The organism is Paenibacillus sp. FSL M7-1046 (assembly GCF_038007405.1).
Taxonomy (GTDB): domain Bacteria; phylum Bacillota; class Bacilli; order Paenibacillales; family Paenibacillaceae; genus Paenibacillus_AQ.
Genome location: NZ_JBBOXB010000001.1, coordinates 4439760 through 4455739, shown reverse-complemented (window position 1 = coordinate 4455739; position 15980 = coordinate 4439760). Strand labels below are relative to the sequence as shown.

Genomic DNA, 15980 nt, shown 5'->3' with positions numbered 1-15980 from the left:
ATTCAGATTCACCAAATCATGTCCATCGTTAACGATGAACTTCACCACGCTGACAGGCCTTAAGAATATTCAGGATTCCCTTCGACATGGCGGTACCCGGCGAGAAGTTACTGGTTGGACCAATGCAACTGTTACCACATCTGTACCGGCAATGGCTTTGGCCATACTCGACGCTTCGAATACATCCCCCTGCCGGGTGCTGAGCCGCTCTGCAGGGGTAATGACTTCCGGCCGGCGAGCCACGGCTACAACCTCATGTCCCAATTCAAGTGCCCGCTCCATCACTTCCTTCCAGTTCCCCCTGTTGCTCCAATAATAGCAATTTTCATTGAAATATTCCCCTCCGACTTAAATGCACATTAGTGTATTAAGAAGCAACTATGTATGTATAATTGTAAACAGAAATAGAAAATCTACAATTCTTAAAAAGGCAGGTTCCGTGCATTAGAGTGTGCATTAGAGTGTGTATTCAAACTATAAATTTTAGTTAAATGATGGTAAATTAAAGATATGAAAAGACGATACGAAATACGCGACGATCAATGGGATCAAATCAAAAATTCGCTTGAAAAAGTGCCTAATCCAAAAGGCAAAAGGCCCCAAAAGACAATCGAAAGATGCTTAATGCCATGCTTTGCGTAGCTTGTACAGGTGCACCGTAGCGTGATATGCCAGAATATTACGACTTCTGGTCTTCCGTGTATATTCGGTTTCGCCGATGGCAAAAGGCCGGAGTATGGGATCAAATATTAGAAAAAGTTTCGATCGAACCTGACTTCAAGAGCGTAATGATAGAGGCCACTATTGTTCGTGCCGGAGCAAATGGGGGCCACAATTTCAGGCTATGGGACGATCTAGAGGCGGATTAACCACCAAACCCATGCCTTGGTGGATGCCTTAGCGAATCCCTTGCGCTTTGAGCTAACTGCTGGACAAAGCCATGATTCCGTGATGAATTATGAGATGCTCCAGAGCCTAGATTTGACTCGAAAACAAGTCTTAGCCGATCGAGCGTATGACACGAATCGAAAACTTAGCCTATTGGAAGCACAGTATGCCACGGTTGTTATTCCGAGTAAGAAAAACCGTCCAGTGCAATGTAAATGGGATAAAGAAATCTACAAAGAACGGCATTTGGTAGAATGCCTTTTCAACAAAACTAAGAATTACCGTCGTCTAGCCACTCGCTTTGATAAATTGGCCTGTACTTTTCGCACCTTTTTGACGCTCGCATCGATTATGATCTGGCTTGCTTAGGTTTGAATACACGCCCTAGTACCTTGACCGATTTTGATTCTAGTTTTACACTCTTCCTATAAAAAAAATATGGGAGGGTAAGACAATGAACAAAAAATACGAGATTCGACTGGAGCCGAAAGAACGCGAATGGATCGAACAACTTCTTCATGCCGATTCAACATCCCCCGGCATTCGCCGCCGCTGTCTCGTGCTGCTGCTTTCGGATGAAAATCAAGGTGCCATCCCCAAGCAGACTGAAATTGCCAGTCGTTCAGGAGTCAGTAATGTGACGGTCTTTTATACGGTAAAAGACTATTGTACACGTGGGCTTCAGGAGACGCTTAGTTACCGTCGCCGCGCTGAATCGGCACGCCCTTCCCCGATCACTGGTGAGGTGGAAGCCCGAATCATTGCGTTAGCCTGTTCTGAGCCCCCAAAGGGGTATGCTCGCTGGACCATTCGTTTGTTGACCCGCCGAGTCATCGAACTGAATATTTTGGGATCTGTCGGACGAGAAACCATTCGAACGACTTTAAAAAAACAAAACTTAAGCCTCACCTGAAAAAACAATGGTGCATTCCCGCCAAATCGAGCAGTGAGTTCGTCGCTTGGATGGAAGACGTCCTAGAGACCTACGCCCTTCCTTATGACCCTGAAATCCCGCTCATTTGTATGGATGAACAGCCGATCCAACTGCTCGATCATTCGCGGCCTCCACAAACCATGAAGCCAGGACAGGTTCTGCGAAAAGATTACGAATATGTTCGCAAAGGAAGTTGCAGCCTGTTTCTGTTCACAGAACCGCTCGCGGGATGGCGTCACGTGCAGGCTTCAGAAAGACGTACTAAATCGGACTGGGCTCTGCAGATACAGGAGCTGCTGGAGGTCCACTATCCAGAAGCGAAACGGGTTCGGCTGGTGATGGACAACCTGAATACCCATACGATCTCGTCCTTGTATGAAACCTTAGCACCTGAACAGGCCTTAGCCTTGGCGAAACGGTTGGAAATTCATTACACCCCTAAGCATGGCAGTTGGCTGAACATCGCTGAGATTGAACTCAGTGTACTGACAATTCAATGCCTGAACCGCCGAATTGTCTCTATTGAAGAATTGCAAGGCGAGGTGTCGGCTTGGGGAAACCGAACGCAACCGAATCCAAAAATCCGTTGATTGGCAATTTACCACTGAGCAGGCACGAGGAAAGTTAAAACATTTGTATCCTGAAATTTGATTTGGTCAAGGTACTAGTTCATAGCTTTGAATTTTGCTCAATACAATACATCATTTGGCATCATAGTATTCCACATACCAATCAGCGAATTTCTGTAAGCCTTCCTCTATGGAAGTCCTTGGTTTAAATCCTACAGCATGTTGCAATAAATCTGTGGATGCATACGTTACTGGTACATCCCCCAGTTTAATGGGCTCAAATATTTTATTAAATATCACTTTTCTACCAGTAGCCCTGCTTAAACACTTTTCTAATGTATCAATAAATACCATTAACTTCTCAGGGCTGTTATTTCCTATATTAAAAACCTTATGAGAAACTGTTTCTGTCGGTGCTATACTTAGAACTCTCTCAATACCCTCTACAATGTCATCTACATAAGTAAAATCTCGATAAAGATCATTTTTAAAATCACCATTATTAAATATTTTAATAGATTCACCCGCAAAATATTTTTGGGTAAATCCATAATAGGCCATATCTGGGCGACCCATTGGGCCGTAAACAGTAAAAAACCGTAGACCAGTAACCGGTATCTTATAAAGATGACTATAAGTATGCGCCATTAGCTCATTCGACTTTTTCGTAGCTGCATATAGCGATTCCGGCTGATCTACAACATCTGATTCTTCAAAAGGAACCTTCTTATTAGAGCCATAAACTGAGCTAGATGAAGCATATACAAGATGGTCCACTGGATGATTTCTACAAGCTTCAAGAATGTTAAAGAAACCTACGATATTACTTTGAATGTACATATCAGGATTCTCTATAGAGTAACGCACCCCTGCTTGTGCTGCTAGATTTACAACAATGTTCGGTTTGTAATCTTCAAAGACCTTGATAATCAAGTCCTTGTATGAGATATCAACTCTTCTGAATTCAAAACGGCTAAATAACTTCAGTTGGTTTAAACGATCATGCTTGAGGTTAACATCATAGTAATCATTTATATTATCAATACCGATAACTCGGCTCCCTTGCTCCAATAACCTTTTAGATAAATAATATCCTATAAAACCTGCTGCTCCAGTAATTAGAAATGTTCTCGTGTTATCTACAGGTATATCGTTCAAATAGCTCGCCCCTTCAACTATCTTCCGATGGAATAATACTCCACGCCAGCTTCCTTCATATCTTGAACCCCATACAAATTCCTACCATCATACACCAACGGTATTCTCATTAATGTTTTATAAACTTCCGGCTGTATTTCTTTAATCTCTCCCCATTCAGTAAATACAAAACAGACATTGGCACCTTCAAGAGCTTCTCTTATGCTCTCAACATATTTGATACTTCCCTTTCCGTTTCGACCTTCTGGATACTCCTTAGAAAAATTCGATTTTCCTACAGGATCAAAAGCATGGATTTCTGCTCCCTGATTTAATAACAAAGGTATATTTTCAAGCGAAGCTGCTTCTCTTAAATCATCAGTTCCAGGCTTGAATGTCAATCCTAACACTGCTACTTTTAGACCGTTAAAGGTGATAAGTCTTTTAGATGCTTTTTTAAAAAGAATTGTCTTTTGGCTAGTATTCACATCAATAGCAGCTTTAACTGTCTTAAGCTCATAGCCATTTTGTCTTGCTAAGTACTCTAGTGCTTTCGTATCCTTAGGGAAACAGCTACCTCCGTAACCAATGCCTGCATTTAAGAACTTGCTTCCGATTCGTTCATCGAAGGACATTCCTCTTGATACATCCTGAATATCTGCTTCTACTAATTCGCAAAGATTAGCAATATCGTTCATGTAAGATATCTTTAGAGCAAGGAAATCATTAGATGCGTATTTTATCATCTCAGCTGATCTTCTTTTAACAGATACGACTGGAATATTAAACGGCTCATAAATTTTCATCAGTATATTTTCTGCCCATTTGCTCTCTGTTCCAATTACTATTCTTGCTGCTTGCAGAGTATCTCTAACTGCTGTACCTTGTGCTAAAAATTCTGGATTAGATGCTACCTCAACTCTTATATCTTCACCTACTCCATTACCGTTACCAGTAGGCTTTCCGCCATCTCGAGGTAGAAAATCGTGAATAAACTGCTCTACCTTATCATTAGTGCCTACTGGAACAGTAGATTTCACCACAACAAGGCAATCTTTTTCTATTGTTTCTGCTATTTGTCTTGCAACTTTAGCTATATATGAAAGATTGGAAGATCCATCGGGCTGCTCAGGAGTACCAACTCCTATGAATATCGCATCAGCTTCTCTATAAGCTGACTTATAATCAGAAGTATATTCAAGTCTACCTGCTGCATAATTCTTTTGCATTAGTTCCTCCAGATCAGCTTCATAAATTGGGGATACACCAGATTTCATTAGTTCAACTTTATTCTTATCAATATCCACACAAGTTACGTGATGACCGACTTCGGCGAAGCAAACGCCGGCTACTAGGCCGACGTAGCCAGTTCCAGCTACTGCAATTTTAAATAGATGATTTTTGTTAGACATTGTTCATTTATCCCCTCTATCGAATATAAAATCATCCCACGGAACAAATAAATACAAAAGTCAATAGCGTTGCATAAAACCCCACTCAGTAAATTTATAAATTGTGCTACAACTGATAATTTACTTCCGTTTATTTAATAAAAATCTCCATAATTAGGGGAGCAGGTAATCCTCTCCAAATCCTAACTATATGAGATCTCGCATAGACAAGGACACACTTTTATCGTCATTTGGTAAATGGGTAGCACCCATAAATCGAAATTTAATTCGTGGTTGGGCTGTGGAATCCAGTGATTAAAAGAAGCTTTGCTTATTAGCCTATCTCCTCATCTTCATCGACGCTCAGCTTCAACAACATCGCGGATTAAGAGATATTTTTGCCGACATTCCGCATACTGAAGCTTTTCAAATGAACTCTGAATTTGTTCGATAAGTGCATCTCAACTCTCACGGAGGAATAACAAGTTATCACCAGATATTCTCCAAAAGTTGTTTTGTGACCTTGTTGGTCAGCTAGCTCAGCTAGGTTAACCAGTTTGCTCTCGGATTGGAACCGTAAAGTTGCTTGATTCGACCACTATGAGACTATGTCTGAGTAAATACAATTGGACGGAATCCCTAAAAACCAAAGCAGGTGTCAAACTTCATTTGCAAGTGGCTTTTTGCTACCGTATACCCAGACAAAGCAGTGTTTACATCAGCAAAACCGGCCTACCACACGGTGATGGATTCCCTGAGTAACGAGAACGGTATCACCTACGTATTTGACCGTGGATATTTGGATTACGGGAAAAATAATCAGTACAGTACGAACGGTGTTTTTTTCGTCACACGTCTCAAGGATAATGTCATTATTGAAACGAAAGATGAGTTTGACGTAGCGAAAGGTTCGCTTATTACAAGAAACCATATGGTGAAACTCGGTCAAGGCAAGAAGCAGACCACCATGGTGTTTAGGCTCATTGAAACGACGAATTTAATAGGAAATCCAGTCCGCATTCTAATTCAATCGTTTTGAACTAACGGCGGAAGAAATAGGTGACTTGAATCGTAAACGTTGGAAGATTGAAACCTTTTTTTGATGGATAAACCAGCAATTAAAGCTAACACGCTTTTATGGCGAGCAATAACATGCAGTCTGGAATCATATATGGATCTGACTGATCGCTTATGCGCTGTTGCTACTGACCAAACTGGAACTTTCAACTTCAAGTCATTATGGGAATTCGTACGCTTGCTCAAAGTAAAGAAATTTTTCCTTTGGAACGAATTTAGAGATATCGTCCATGTAAAAGATAGTCGTGTTATTTTAATGCAACGCTAATGACAAAAAGTAAACTTTTAAAAAATATATTTTGATATCAAGGCATCTTAACAACTTTAAATACTAAAAATATCTTTAATATGTTTCGGCTCAAACCCAAAGTTAGTGCTTGATTCAATTTAACCATAATGCGCATAGTTGCATTCTACGAGAACCCCTTGCACGTAACGTTCGCAGTTTCGAGTAAAATAATGCCGACACTGAAAGGCTTTTATTTGGTAGTTCCACCCCTCAACCGTAGCGTTGGTCCAGCGACAACGATGGTAATTCAGGATCAATAATTTCCAATTTTTAATGGATTTTAAACAAGCCGTAATCGTCGGTTGTTGAATTTGTTTACCCTGAACGAACCAGTATGGCAGTATGTACATTTGGTGAGAAATCGTTCTATTGACTGAAACTTTCTTTCCAAGAGCTTGCTTAAGCAAAGCGGAATATCCCAGTATGTCTCGCAGTTCTTGCTGCTTTTCAACAGACAAGGATTCCAAGCGAGGATTCAGAAGGCGATGCTTTGCCGTAAAATGTGCTTTCGCTTGTAGACCTAGGGTGGGAGTGAACGATTTGCGAATCGGATGAACCGCTCTACGACATACCGCTGCATATGAAATCGGTCAGCCACTCTGGTGGCTTCAGGAAAACATTCTCGAATCCAATTGTGGTAACACGAGGATAAATCCAACACAATAACCACGGGACGAAGTGCTAAATAAACAGGACTCTGTTTGGCAGAAACCCTTAGTTCTTCCAGCTTTCGACCAGGCAGAATATCCAGTAGCATTTCGCCGCGCGAGTAATGAATACACATATTGTAGGTGTGTCCTTTTCGAATGGCAAAATCTTCAATCCCCAGAACAAGTATGGACATTAAGGCGGCTTCTTGTCGTCCTTGCTTTTGCAGCAATTACTTTCGATGGCTGGCCACTGCTCATGCTTATGATGAAATGGTACTGTTTGAAAAAAATGAAGCTCTGCGCTTTGTGTGATCGTAGCCACGCGCGCCGTCTGAAGTTCTTCTGTTCAAAACCTTTCGTATATCGCTTCCCCTGATCAACAAAGGAATAATGCCAGACGGATTCTCATTCACAAGACTTGTAGAATAATCGGATGGCAGGAACGAGAAGATAGATTCTTTGACCTCCAATTCCCAGATGACGAATTCGGTGAACCGATTCTGTCCTTTGCGGATGACGTTTTCCATGGATTGCAACATGGATAGGCTTGTCTCACAGTGATGGGAGTTACTTCGATATAAAGAGTGCTTTCATTGATTTCCAAGACTTTCTTTATTTCTGCATCTGGCAGTCGGAGTAAAAAATCGGTATACTGATTGTGCATTCTTTGTTAATTATCTATTTGTTCGAGATGAGTGATTTTTGTCGCCAACCTTGAAAAAACTTAGAAAAACAACAAGCAACTAATCCGTAGAAGAGTTGCTTGTTAAATATTGTATTTTCAGAAATACTGCTTAGTATCTATCCTTTACTTCGCACCGCTTCGCCTAATAAAATTCATGATACAGCTTATCAGCACCCGCTCCTCAATCAGCGATACATAACTACAGCTGAAAGCTAAGTCCATGGTGATCTCGAACTCTTCTCCATCGGTAACCAGGACAAATCATTAGTAGATTTGCCTACTCACTCATACTAAACGCAGTATGAGCTATATTACCTTTGTATCTCTTATTCTTTCGATTCGTTAGCCCCTATGAATGCTAAATATTCAAAACTATCAATCATAGGTTTACAATCAAATTGATCCGATAATCCTATCTCAAATAGACAGTTTTTACTAACAATATATTCGTAAAGAGTTGACCACTTAATTTTGCCTTTACCCAGAGCTAGGGAATCATGAATTCGCTCACCTCTACTATCAACAACGTGAAAGTAATCAATTTGATCGTTATTGTCTAATATGCTTTTTTCCAATTCATTTTGACAGCCATTAAAACCTATAAAGGCATGACTAATATCATAGCAAAGACGAATTCCCAACGGTTTAACAATATGAGAGGTCCATAAAGGATTTTCAGTTGAAAATATACCTAAACAAGAATTTTCCCATAAAATTCTATCTAATGATCTACTCGATAGCTTCCATAAGGCATTATACATTCGTTCTGAATTCATTTGTATTATTTTATTTTCATCCGGTAGAGTTCCACTTTTTGTCAGAGAATAATGAGGGTGAATGACACAATAAATCTCTTCTCTACTAGATAGTTCTTGGAGCTTTAAAAGGGAATCAACGTAATAATCCTTAGATCTAAGATCGTTGCTTAAGATATCTAAAGGTTTACCTTCAAAAGTATGAGGTTGATGGAGATATACTTTGATTTCAAGTGACTTAAGATAACGAATAATATTAGAAAGTTGAGTTAAGTTATTCAAATCATATTCATTTAAATGAAGTTCGATCAGATCAGGAGAATAAAAAAGTCTATTTAAAATTTGCTTCTCGTTAATCGAACATTTTAATCCTAACATGGGCAGCTTTCTAACCATTAATTTCCACCTTCATTTTATGCAAAGCTTGTAAGATCTCACTTTCCGTGACTACTCTTGAATAAGAATCTTCTCCGAATCGCATCATTTGTCCGATTTTCTCCATTAAAACAAAACGTATTTCTCCACTACGCACTTTCTTGTCAGTATACATTTTTTCAATTAATGTTTTGAATTCAATTTCTGGAGGGTATTGAATAGAAAACCCAGCTTTTAACAGCAAATTTAAAACTCTACGTAAATCCTCTATCGGTAGATATCCTAACTGGTTTGCAAGAAAAATCTGAACTACTAGTCCAATAACTACAGCTTCTCCGTGAAGAAGTTCATAATTACTGAGCGTTTCCAAAGCACGTCCCGCAGTATGTCCTAGATTTAATATTTGTCGTAAATTATTTTCTTCTTCATCTTTCTCAACAATTCTATATTTAATCTCACAATTTTTTCTCGCAATATGTTCACAAACACTTGAGTCAAGAAGAAGATTGTCTTCGATTAGGATTAAATTCATATTTCTTTCCAAGTAGTAAAAAAACTCTTCATCGGCCATACATGCATGTTTTATTGTCTCAGCAAGTCCACTTCTGAATTCTCTAACTGAAAGTGTATTCCATGTATTTAAGTCAATATACACCTTTTGGGGTTGATGAAACATACCGATGAGATTAGTTGCAAAAGGTGTATCTACACCTGTCTTCCCTCCAATAGATGCGTCAGCTGCCGATAACAGCGTTGTGGAGTAAATTAGATATGGAATTCCTCTACAAAATGTTCCCGCTAAAAAACCAGCTAAATCTGAAATCATTCCTCCTCCTAAAGCAATAATACAACTATCTCTACCGTATCCTTTAGATATTAATTGATCCTCTAAAGCTATCTTAGTTTCTCTAGTTTTCGAAATTTCTCCATTTGGTATAGAAAATATATCACATTCAAAATCGTTGGATCTTAGGATTTCTAGAAACTGCATACCATATATTTCTTTTACTTTTGAATCGGTAATAATCGCTATTTTCTTTATATTAGGCACTAATTCATTTTGGAGATCACTAACTAAGAGGTGAATTAAATCTCTGCCAATTTCAATATTATAAGACTTATCAACAATTTTCTTTAAATTCACTCTTATATTTGTCATGAGAATCTATTCTCCCTTTGTTTTAATAATAAATGTGTTCATTCTTTCCTTTGGGTAAAATTCACGATCTCCTTGCTTGTAATTCTTCTTAAACTACAGTTATAAAGAGTTCAAGTTCACTTCAATCAATGCCAAATCGTAAGGCGTATCCGAAAAATATAAACTATTACTACAGCTTTCCGATCCATTCGTTGTTACTGAACCTAACAAATATAAAATTCCATCATTAGTACACATTGCAGCCCCAGCCCCAAATATTGTTTCATTATTTTGCCCGAATATTAACCCATAACTTTTTAGAATATTAGTCTCAGCATCAAATTTCACTAATGTACACGTTGATTTAATTCCTTCAGATAGTTGAAAATCAAATTTCCCATTAGCAGGTACATAATAGTATTCTGATCCCCTCTTCACAAAGGTTAACGTTGGGTATATATCTTTTCCACTTAAATTTTCTAAATTTTCTATTTTCTCAGTGCTTTGCTGACTATGATCAAATAAAAACAAGGAAGAATCAGATGCATTAATACCATAAAAAACATTGTTAGATGAATCAAATTCGATACATCGCCACATTGTTCTACCCACTTTATTTGAGCCTTTCTTTTTTGAACTCACCCACTCCTCATTCTTACTGGAAATCTCATTAAAGTTTGTTGTTAAATAGTTTAATGAATGTTCATTGTGGGAATATTTAAAAATTTTAAAAGACTCACTACAACCGTATACATCACCATTTTGGTCTATTCCTAAATTTCTGCAGATGCTACTACCTGTAATATCTATTTTATTAAGGTAGCGAATTTGTCTTGTAACTAAATCATAGTCTATGAAATAATTCGAAGGAGATGTTAATATATAACAACGTCTTATACTTAAATCCACTTCCATTGTAACTATTCCCTCACCTTTAATTAGTACTCCATGATCATCAACATGACCACTTAATGGATTTAGCGCAATAATATGGCCACCTTCATAAAAAATATCTTGGGGATTGCAGTTTGGATAAGAAAAATGTGTCCCGAAAAAGAGAGTATTCTCTTCATCAGTAAATAATTTAGTATGAATTTTTCCATGAGTTAAGCTATTAATATTCCCCCCTTGATTCAGAAGTTCTGAAATATCACATAATTTATTCACATTTTTTGTAGTGATATCAAAACTAAAAACACCTGCACTATAGTTTTGATTATGTGTACACAACGAGAAGTATAGCTTATTGTCTATTGTTTTTGTTGAAAAGCCCATATATGCACTATCATATTCTTCAAATTCCCTTAGTCTATAAATCTCAGCATAAACACTCAACCCCACTCCGCCTCTCAGTTTTTTATATAAATAATGGTTATCTGTAAACGGGGTATAACTGCAGCGATCTATCTAAAACATTTTTAATAATCATTCGATTTTCACTGTCTTAATATTTTCATAAAGACCAAATGAATTTTATTAACAAAAAACATGAAAATAAAAAAGATCTATCTCAGTCGCGAACTTTAATATTTTTTCTTTAGGAGCTGATTCAGGATAGATTAGAAAAGAGAAGTCCCCCATAGTAAAGAGACAAGAACGACTAATGCAAATTATGAATTTAAGATTTAGAGAATACTACTGCTTTGTGATTAAGTAATATTTCTTGCGGGTTATTATAAAGACATTTTCTTAGGTATTGCTAAGAAAAACATAAGTCACTTAAAGATCTTTATCTTGCTGTTGCCCCTCCATCAACTGCTAATATAGTTCCTGTAATATATTTGTTAAGCGGATCGACAAGAAACAGAGCCGCTCTGGAAACTTCTTCTGCTGTTCCTAAATAAGGTGTTGATCTTCTATTGATCATTGCTTGTTTAGTTATCTTAGGATTATTACTAGTCATAATTAGTTTTTCAACCATTTCGGTTTCTATTGTCCCGGGACAAAGGCAATTTATCATAATGCCATTTTTAGAATAATCAACAGACATTGCCTTAGTCAGACCTATAATTGCAGATTTAGCTGCACAGTACGCTGCTCTTTTTTCTAATCCTTTTAATCCAGCTTCCGAAGCAATATTTAATATGTTCCCTCTACTTCTTCTAATCATGCTTGGTATCACAGCATTACAAACTAGAAATACAGACGTGACATTAGTTAGCCAAGAATTTTCCCAGTTTTCGTAACTTATTTCATCCACAGTTCCAGGAATTACTACTCCCGCACAATTGACTACTATATCAATGTCATCAAATTCTTTAGAAATGTTACTAAACATAACTGCAACAGCATTAGGATCTGTTAAATCCGTGTTAAAAAACGCCGCAGTTCCTCCTGCAGCTTCGATAGTTTCTACTACTTTCGCTCCCCGATAATTATCACGGCCAATTACAGCAACTTTTGCTCCTTCTTTTGAAAAAAGATAAGCTATTTCCTTACCAATCCCCGATGTAGCCCCTGTTACAATAGCGGTTAATCCCTTTAGCTTCAAAATTTCCCCTCCAAATTCCTCATTAAGTGAACTAAAAAAGTGCAAAGTGTATACTTTATGATGTCAGTTTTGCTAACAGATCATCTTCAATACGTTCCACTTCCTTACATATTTCCAATGGAGAAATAATTGACTTCTGATTTATGAATCCTGCAGTTACAGCATAAGTTCTATAGACTGCAAGCCGAATTGAAGAGCACTTTATCATTAAAGGTATAAAACTCAATTCAGTCTTACTAAAATCGCTTCGAGTACTTAAGTAAGCTTCAATAAATCTTTCAATACCAATAATATTTAAACATTCTGTATTAGCGAATAGTTGACTAGACATTCCAAGTTCTAAAGAAAGTGGGGCAATACCGCATTTGCTTATATCAATAAAAGTCAGCTTATTATTATGAATTATGGTATTTGAGGGCTTTAACTCCCCATGTATATATCCAAACTTCAAATTTTGATCTACACGTCTCTTCGTCCACTCATTAATACATATACTAATCATTTCATTCAGATCTTTAAAAAAACATTCCACATTAATTATTTTTATATTTTTATTCAAGTATAAATATTTTTGAATGTTTTCCTTTTTTTTAGGAAGTGCCTCTATTTTCCTCATAGTATTCAGTATATCCATCAAATCTTTAGGAAAAGGATATTTAATACTTGGTAAATACTTTGATGAAACATTATGTAACTCGCCTACAGCTTTTCCAAATTTAATTATACTTGAATGATCAAAGTTTCCACTTATCTCCGAAGGAACTGGATGTATCGGCTCAATATAAGGCCATATTGAGATTAATTTATTATGTTCAAAACCTTCGCTCTGCTTAAAATGTCCATACCATTCGCCATTTTTCCATCTAACTGGACGTAAAATATTTAGGTAGTTAAATTGATCATTAAAACAAGATAAATAATGTGCAAACTCTATAGCATATCTTAGATCATAATTAGTGCTATGTGGACTACTTCGACCATCTTCATGAATTTTCACAAAGTACTTATCCTTAGTATCCCTAAGGTAAAAACATGAATCTGTTTTACCATCGAGAACATGTTCTAATGAATCCGGAATAAAATTCTTCCCGCTTTTTTTACTAATATTATTTATATCTTCAATACTTAGATCTGTAAAAACAGACATATAAGTTTCCTCCTATGCTTTTTTACTAAAATGTACTTTCCGTCCAAAAAAGTTTGAAACTATCAATAGATTTAGACGGAGCTGAAGGATCATAAGCTTGTATATATTGTCCAGCTAAAATGACACTAATAAATTTATCTACAAATGGGCTAAGATCAAGTTCATTAATTATGGTGTCTAGATTATTAAGAGTTAAATCTTTCCTCTCGAAGAGGCTTTTTTCTATTTTATAGTCTTTAAAAAACTCTTCATGATTTAAACAGTAACGCTGAATGCGACTATTAAAAATACCATTTTGTTTAGAAGCTATACTTTCTAAATATTCAAATTTATCCATCAGCTGGTTGTGACATGTACTTTTATTATTGATATGACCTTGTATTGTTACAAAGAATTTCAAACTTTCGGTTGATGAAAAAAGAACACACATTTCTCGTAGTAAGTCACCTGGCTCGTCAGAAACATGAAGTAATGAAAGAAATCTATTCGGGCTTTCTAGCATTGAACGAATATCTATACTACTTCTTTTTTCTGTTTTTGCAGAGCCCTTTTTTATACTTAGATTTACTGAGGCAGGCCAATCAATTGAGCTATTTTTATTTCTAAACACTATAGCTACTGAAGTAAAAAGACTAAATAGTCGTTCGAGAATCAGTATACGATCTATAGTAGCTTGACTAAATGATAATCTCCAAAATTCTCTTAAAATCACACGATCAATAGTAACTAATTGAAAAGAAAGTGGTTCGTACCCCATAGATTCGATTAATTTAACAGCATTTTTAGCTTTACCAAGTAAAAATGCATCAGGTCTTATTATAACTAATGCAAGTTGAGATAATATTTTTTCAGCATCATTTCTAAAATAACTATGAAATTGATATTTTCCCTCACGAAAAAAGGGATCACGTAATAATAATTCCTCTTTACCCGGCACACGGGTAATATTGTTGATTAGCATAAAGTAAACACGCCTTTTAATTAAAGTTTAATACTTTTTTAGAGAAATACTCATCTAGAAATCCATTACAATATTGAATAATTGTCGTTTTAATAAGTTCGGGAGTTTCATTCCTTTGTTCCCAGTATGAATGGGACCTTAAAAAATCCCCAATTTTGATTATTTGTTTATTTTGTGAATAGTTGTTTTTTGAAAGATCTATTAATTTTCCATTCAGAGATTTAACATCAAAACTGCTTTCAAGATAATTGTATAAATCATAAAACTTATTGGGATCTAAAAATTCAACGTTATGACACCGAGGAATTCCTTTAATTTCATTTTTCCAATACTCCCAGCGAAGAGAGTATTTTTTCAAACAAGCCGATAAAACCTCGTCATATACTGAATATATTTCATCTTTTTCTAATACATCCCACACAAAAGTCCCTTTAGCAATTTCATATATATAATTCTCAAGTTTATCAGTTGAATCAAATTCTTCATTAAATGAATCAATAGCTGTATAAGCAATATTTTTAGCCGGATTGCCTAAACATGACATAGTATAATCAAAAGAAGCCAAGATATTTACATGCTTCTTCTCAAGCCCAAATGCAAAATTTCTAGGATTTATATCATTATGTATTATCACGCTTCTAACTTTCCTTTGTTTTCTTTCTAATTTCCCTTTAGATATTTCAATCATTTTTAATGGTTGAAAATCTCTTAGCTGGTCAATTAGCGTCTTTGGAACATGTTCAAAACAACTTAAATTTTGTGCAGCCTGTTCTAATTTCTTAACGGCATCAATGTAGGTCATATTGAAATTCAAACCAAATATATCCATAATTTTACAAATGCTGTTTTTTAATGACCAATGATCAATATAATCATTTTTGTTAAAACAACTCATGTTTAAATTTGAAGTTAATAAAGTAATTTGTGAAGCATGAAAACCAAGAAGAAATGCCATTTCATTCTTGTCTAGACAGTCAACCGATTCATTGATTTTAATTTTATTCATAATGTGATATTCACCTAATTTAAAATCTTTAGCGTACAATAGTCCGTTTCGCGAAATGACATTTGTTGGTGCTGGTATACCGTGGAGATTCGCCTCATTCATCAAATAGGCAGAAAACTTAACATTACCTTGTGGTTTATTTGAAACCCCCCCTCTCTTTGGTATTTTTAAAATGTATGTATCGTTAATACAATATATATCGCCTAAATAACCATTAGTAATTGATTTATTGATTTTCCTCACCTTTAAGTCATAGTCTTTTTCTACCATTTCAACTATGTATTCGATGTTTTTCGACATCTATAAACAACCTTCTTTTCAAGGATAGTGATATATTGTAAAGTTATGCAAAATCTTATATACATAATACTACTACGCTTTAAATTGTCAAAGTATTTTTTTAACAAGCCTTTTATCAACATTGGTCCTTTTCTTTTTGATTGCCTTATACCAGAAAAAACCTGTATCTCTAGCAACACATGATATT

The 15980-nt window shown here is 36.2% G+C and carries 15 protein-coding genes and 1 pseudogene; 5 read left to right on the top strand and 11 right to left on the bottom strand.

The annotated features are described in order from the left end of the window. Window positions 1-69: 69 nt before the first annotated feature. Window positions 70-282 carry an NAD(P)H-binding protein gene (locus NYE29_RS19555; RefSeq protein WP_076114432.1) on the bottom strand — a complete coding sequence of 71 codons (213 nt, stop codon included), beginning with the start codon at window positions 280-282 and terminating at the stop codon, window positions 70-72. A gap of 582 nt (window positions 283-864) precedes the next feature. Between NYE29_RS19555 and NYE29_RS19550 the strand changes: the two genes are divergently transcribed. From NYE29_RS19550 to NYE29_RS19540, 3 genes are all read left to right on the top strand, one after another. Then, window positions 865-1257 carry an IS5 family transposase gene (locus NYE29_RS19550; RefSeq protein ID WP_076114433.1) on the top strand — a complete coding sequence of 131 codons (393 nt, stop codon included), beginning with the start codon at window positions 865-867 and terminating at the stop codon, window positions 1255-1257. An 85-nt stretch (window positions 1258-1342) separates the two neighbouring features. Next, window positions 1343-1801: a helix-turn-helix domain-containing protein gene (locus NYE29_RS19545; protein WP_340897123.1), complete on the top strand. Its 459-nt coding sequence runs from the start codon at window positions 1343-1345 to the stop codon at window positions 1799-1801. Next, window positions 1690-2412, top strand: coding sequence for an IS630 family transposase (locus tag NYE29_RS19540; protein WP_218642555.1), 723 nt, complete (start codon window positions 1690-1692; stop codon window positions 2410-2412). Before NYE29_RS19545 ends, NYE29_RS19540 begins: the two co-directional genes overlap by 112 nt. Window positions 2413-2523: 111 nt before the next feature. Here the strand turns inward: NYE29_RS19540 and NYE29_RS19535 are convergent, their stop codons facing one another. Both NYE29_RS19535 and NYE29_RS19530 read right to left on the bottom strand, forming a co-directional pair. After that, a complete protein-coding gene (locus tag NYE29_RS19535; protein WP_340897122.1) occupies window positions 2524-3549 on the bottom strand; it encodes a GDP-mannose 4,6-dehydratase in 1026 nt (341 codons plus the stop codon). 17 nt (window positions 3550-3566) lie between these two features. After that, on the bottom strand, window positions 3567-4940 hold the full coding sequence (locus tag NYE29_RS19530; protein WP_076114436.1) for a UDP-glucose dehydrogenase family protein: 1374 nt from the start codon (window positions 4938-4940) through the stop codon (window positions 3567-3569). A 724-nt stretch (window positions 4941-5664) separates the two neighbouring features. Here NYE29_RS19530 and NYE29_RS19525 point away from each other — a divergent pair. Next, window positions 5665-5958 carry a hypothetical protein gene (locus tag NYE29_RS19525; RefSeq protein WP_076114437.1) on the top strand — a complete coding sequence of 98 codons (294 nt, stop codon included), beginning with the start codon at window positions 5665-5667 and terminating at the stop codon, window positions 5956-5958. Window positions 5959-6021: 63 nt separating this feature from the next. After that, the gene (locus NYE29_RS19520) at window positions 6022-6264 is read left to right on the top strand and encodes a hypothetical protein (RefSeq protein WP_340897121.1); all 243 of its coding nucleotides are present in this window, start codon (window positions 6022-6024) and stop codon (window positions 6262-6264) included. A 119-nt stretch (window positions 6265-6383) separates the two neighbouring features. On the opposite strand, the pseudogene NYE29_RS34635 reads toward NYE29_RS19520, so the two are convergent. From NYE29_RS34635 to NYE29_RS19485, 8 genes and pseudogenes are all read right to left on the bottom strand, one after another. After that, window positions 6384-7069: pseudogene (locus tag NYE29_RS34635) on the bottom strand (ISL3 family transposase). Between the two features lie 877 nt (window positions 7070-7946). Continuing rightward, window positions 7947-8771, bottom strand: a complete 825-nt coding sequence (locus tag NYE29_RS19515; protein ID WP_340897120.1) for a hypothetical protein — start codon at window positions 8769-8771, stop codon at window positions 7947-7949. Beyond that, complete coding sequence (gene aroB, locus NYE29_RS19510) at window positions 8764-9909, bottom strand: 3-dehydroquinate synthase (RefSeq protein ID WP_076114441.1); 1146 nt, start codon at window positions 9907-9909, stop codon at window positions 8764-8766. Before aroB ends, NYE29_RS19515 begins: the two co-directional genes overlap by 8 nt. A 99-nt stretch (window positions 9910-10008) precedes the next feature. Next, a complete protein-coding gene (locus NYE29_RS19505; protein WP_076114442.1) occupies window positions 10009-11223 on the bottom strand; it encodes a hypothetical protein in 1215 nt (404 codons plus the stop codon). Window positions 11224-11617: 394 nt separating this feature from the next. Next, window positions 11618-12379, bottom strand: coding sequence for an SDR family NAD(P)-dependent oxidoreductase (locus tag NYE29_RS19500; RefSeq protein WP_076114443.1), 762 nt, complete (start codon window positions 12377-12379; stop codon window positions 11618-11620). A gap of 55 nt (window positions 12380-12434) precedes the next feature. Continuing rightward, complete coding sequence (locus NYE29_RS19495; protein WP_076114444.1) at window positions 12435-13526, bottom strand: phosphotransferase; 1092 nt, start codon at window positions 13524-13526, stop codon at window positions 12435-12437. A gap of 25 nt (window positions 13527-13551) precedes the next feature. Next, window positions 13552-14487 carry a hypothetical protein gene (locus tag NYE29_RS19490; protein WP_076114445.1) on the bottom strand — a complete coding sequence of 312 codons (936 nt, stop codon included), beginning with the start codon at window positions 14485-14487 and terminating at the stop codon, window positions 13552-13554. Between the two features lie 16 nt (window positions 14488-14503). Then, window positions 14504-15793 carry a hypothetical protein gene (locus NYE29_RS19485; RefSeq protein ID WP_340897119.1) on the bottom strand — a complete coding sequence of 430 codons (1290 nt, stop codon included), beginning with the start codon at window positions 15791-15793 and terminating at the stop codon, window positions 14504-14506. Window positions 15794-15980 lie beyond the last annotated feature (187 nt).

Coding starts and splice junctions, on each gene's coding strand:
- NYE29_RS19490 (WP_076114445.1), bottom strand. CDS start 14,487: ATGCTAATCAACAATATTACCCGTGTGCCGGGTAAAGAGGAATTATTA.
- NYE29_RS19485 (WP_340897119.1), bottom strand. CDS start 15,793: ATGTCGAAAAACATCGAATACATAGTTGAAATGGTAGAAAAAGACTAT.
- NYE29_RS19525 (WP_076114437.1), top strand. CDS start 5,665: ATGGATTCCCTGAGTAACGAGAACGGTATCACCTACGTATTTGACCGT.
- NYE29_RS19520 (WP_340897121.1), top strand. CDS start 6,022: ATGGATAAACCAGCAATTAAAGCTAACACGCTTTTATGGCGAGCAATA.
- NYE29_RS19495 (WP_076114444.1), bottom strand. CDS start 13,526: ATGTCTGTTTTTACAGATCTAAGTATTGAAGATATAAATAATATTAGT.
- NYE29_RS19555 (WP_076114432.1), bottom strand. CDS start 282: ATGGAGCGGGCACTTGAATTGGGACATGAGGTTGTAGCCGTGGCTCGC.
- NYE29_RS19545 (WP_340897123.1), top strand. CDS start 1,343: ATGAACAAAAAATACGAGATTCGACTGGAGCCGAAAGAACGCGAATGG.
- NYE29_RS19515 (WP_340897120.1), bottom strand. CDS start 8,771: ATGGTTAGAAAGCTGCCCATGTTAGGATTAAAATGTTCGATTAACGAG.
- aroB (WP_076114441.1), bottom strand. CDS start 9,909: ATGACAAATATAAGAGTGAATTTAAAGAAAATTGTTGATAAGTCTTAT.
- NYE29_RS19530 (WP_076114436.1), bottom strand. CDS start 4,940: ATGTCTAACAAAAATCATCTATTTAAAATTGCAGTAGCTGGAACTGGC.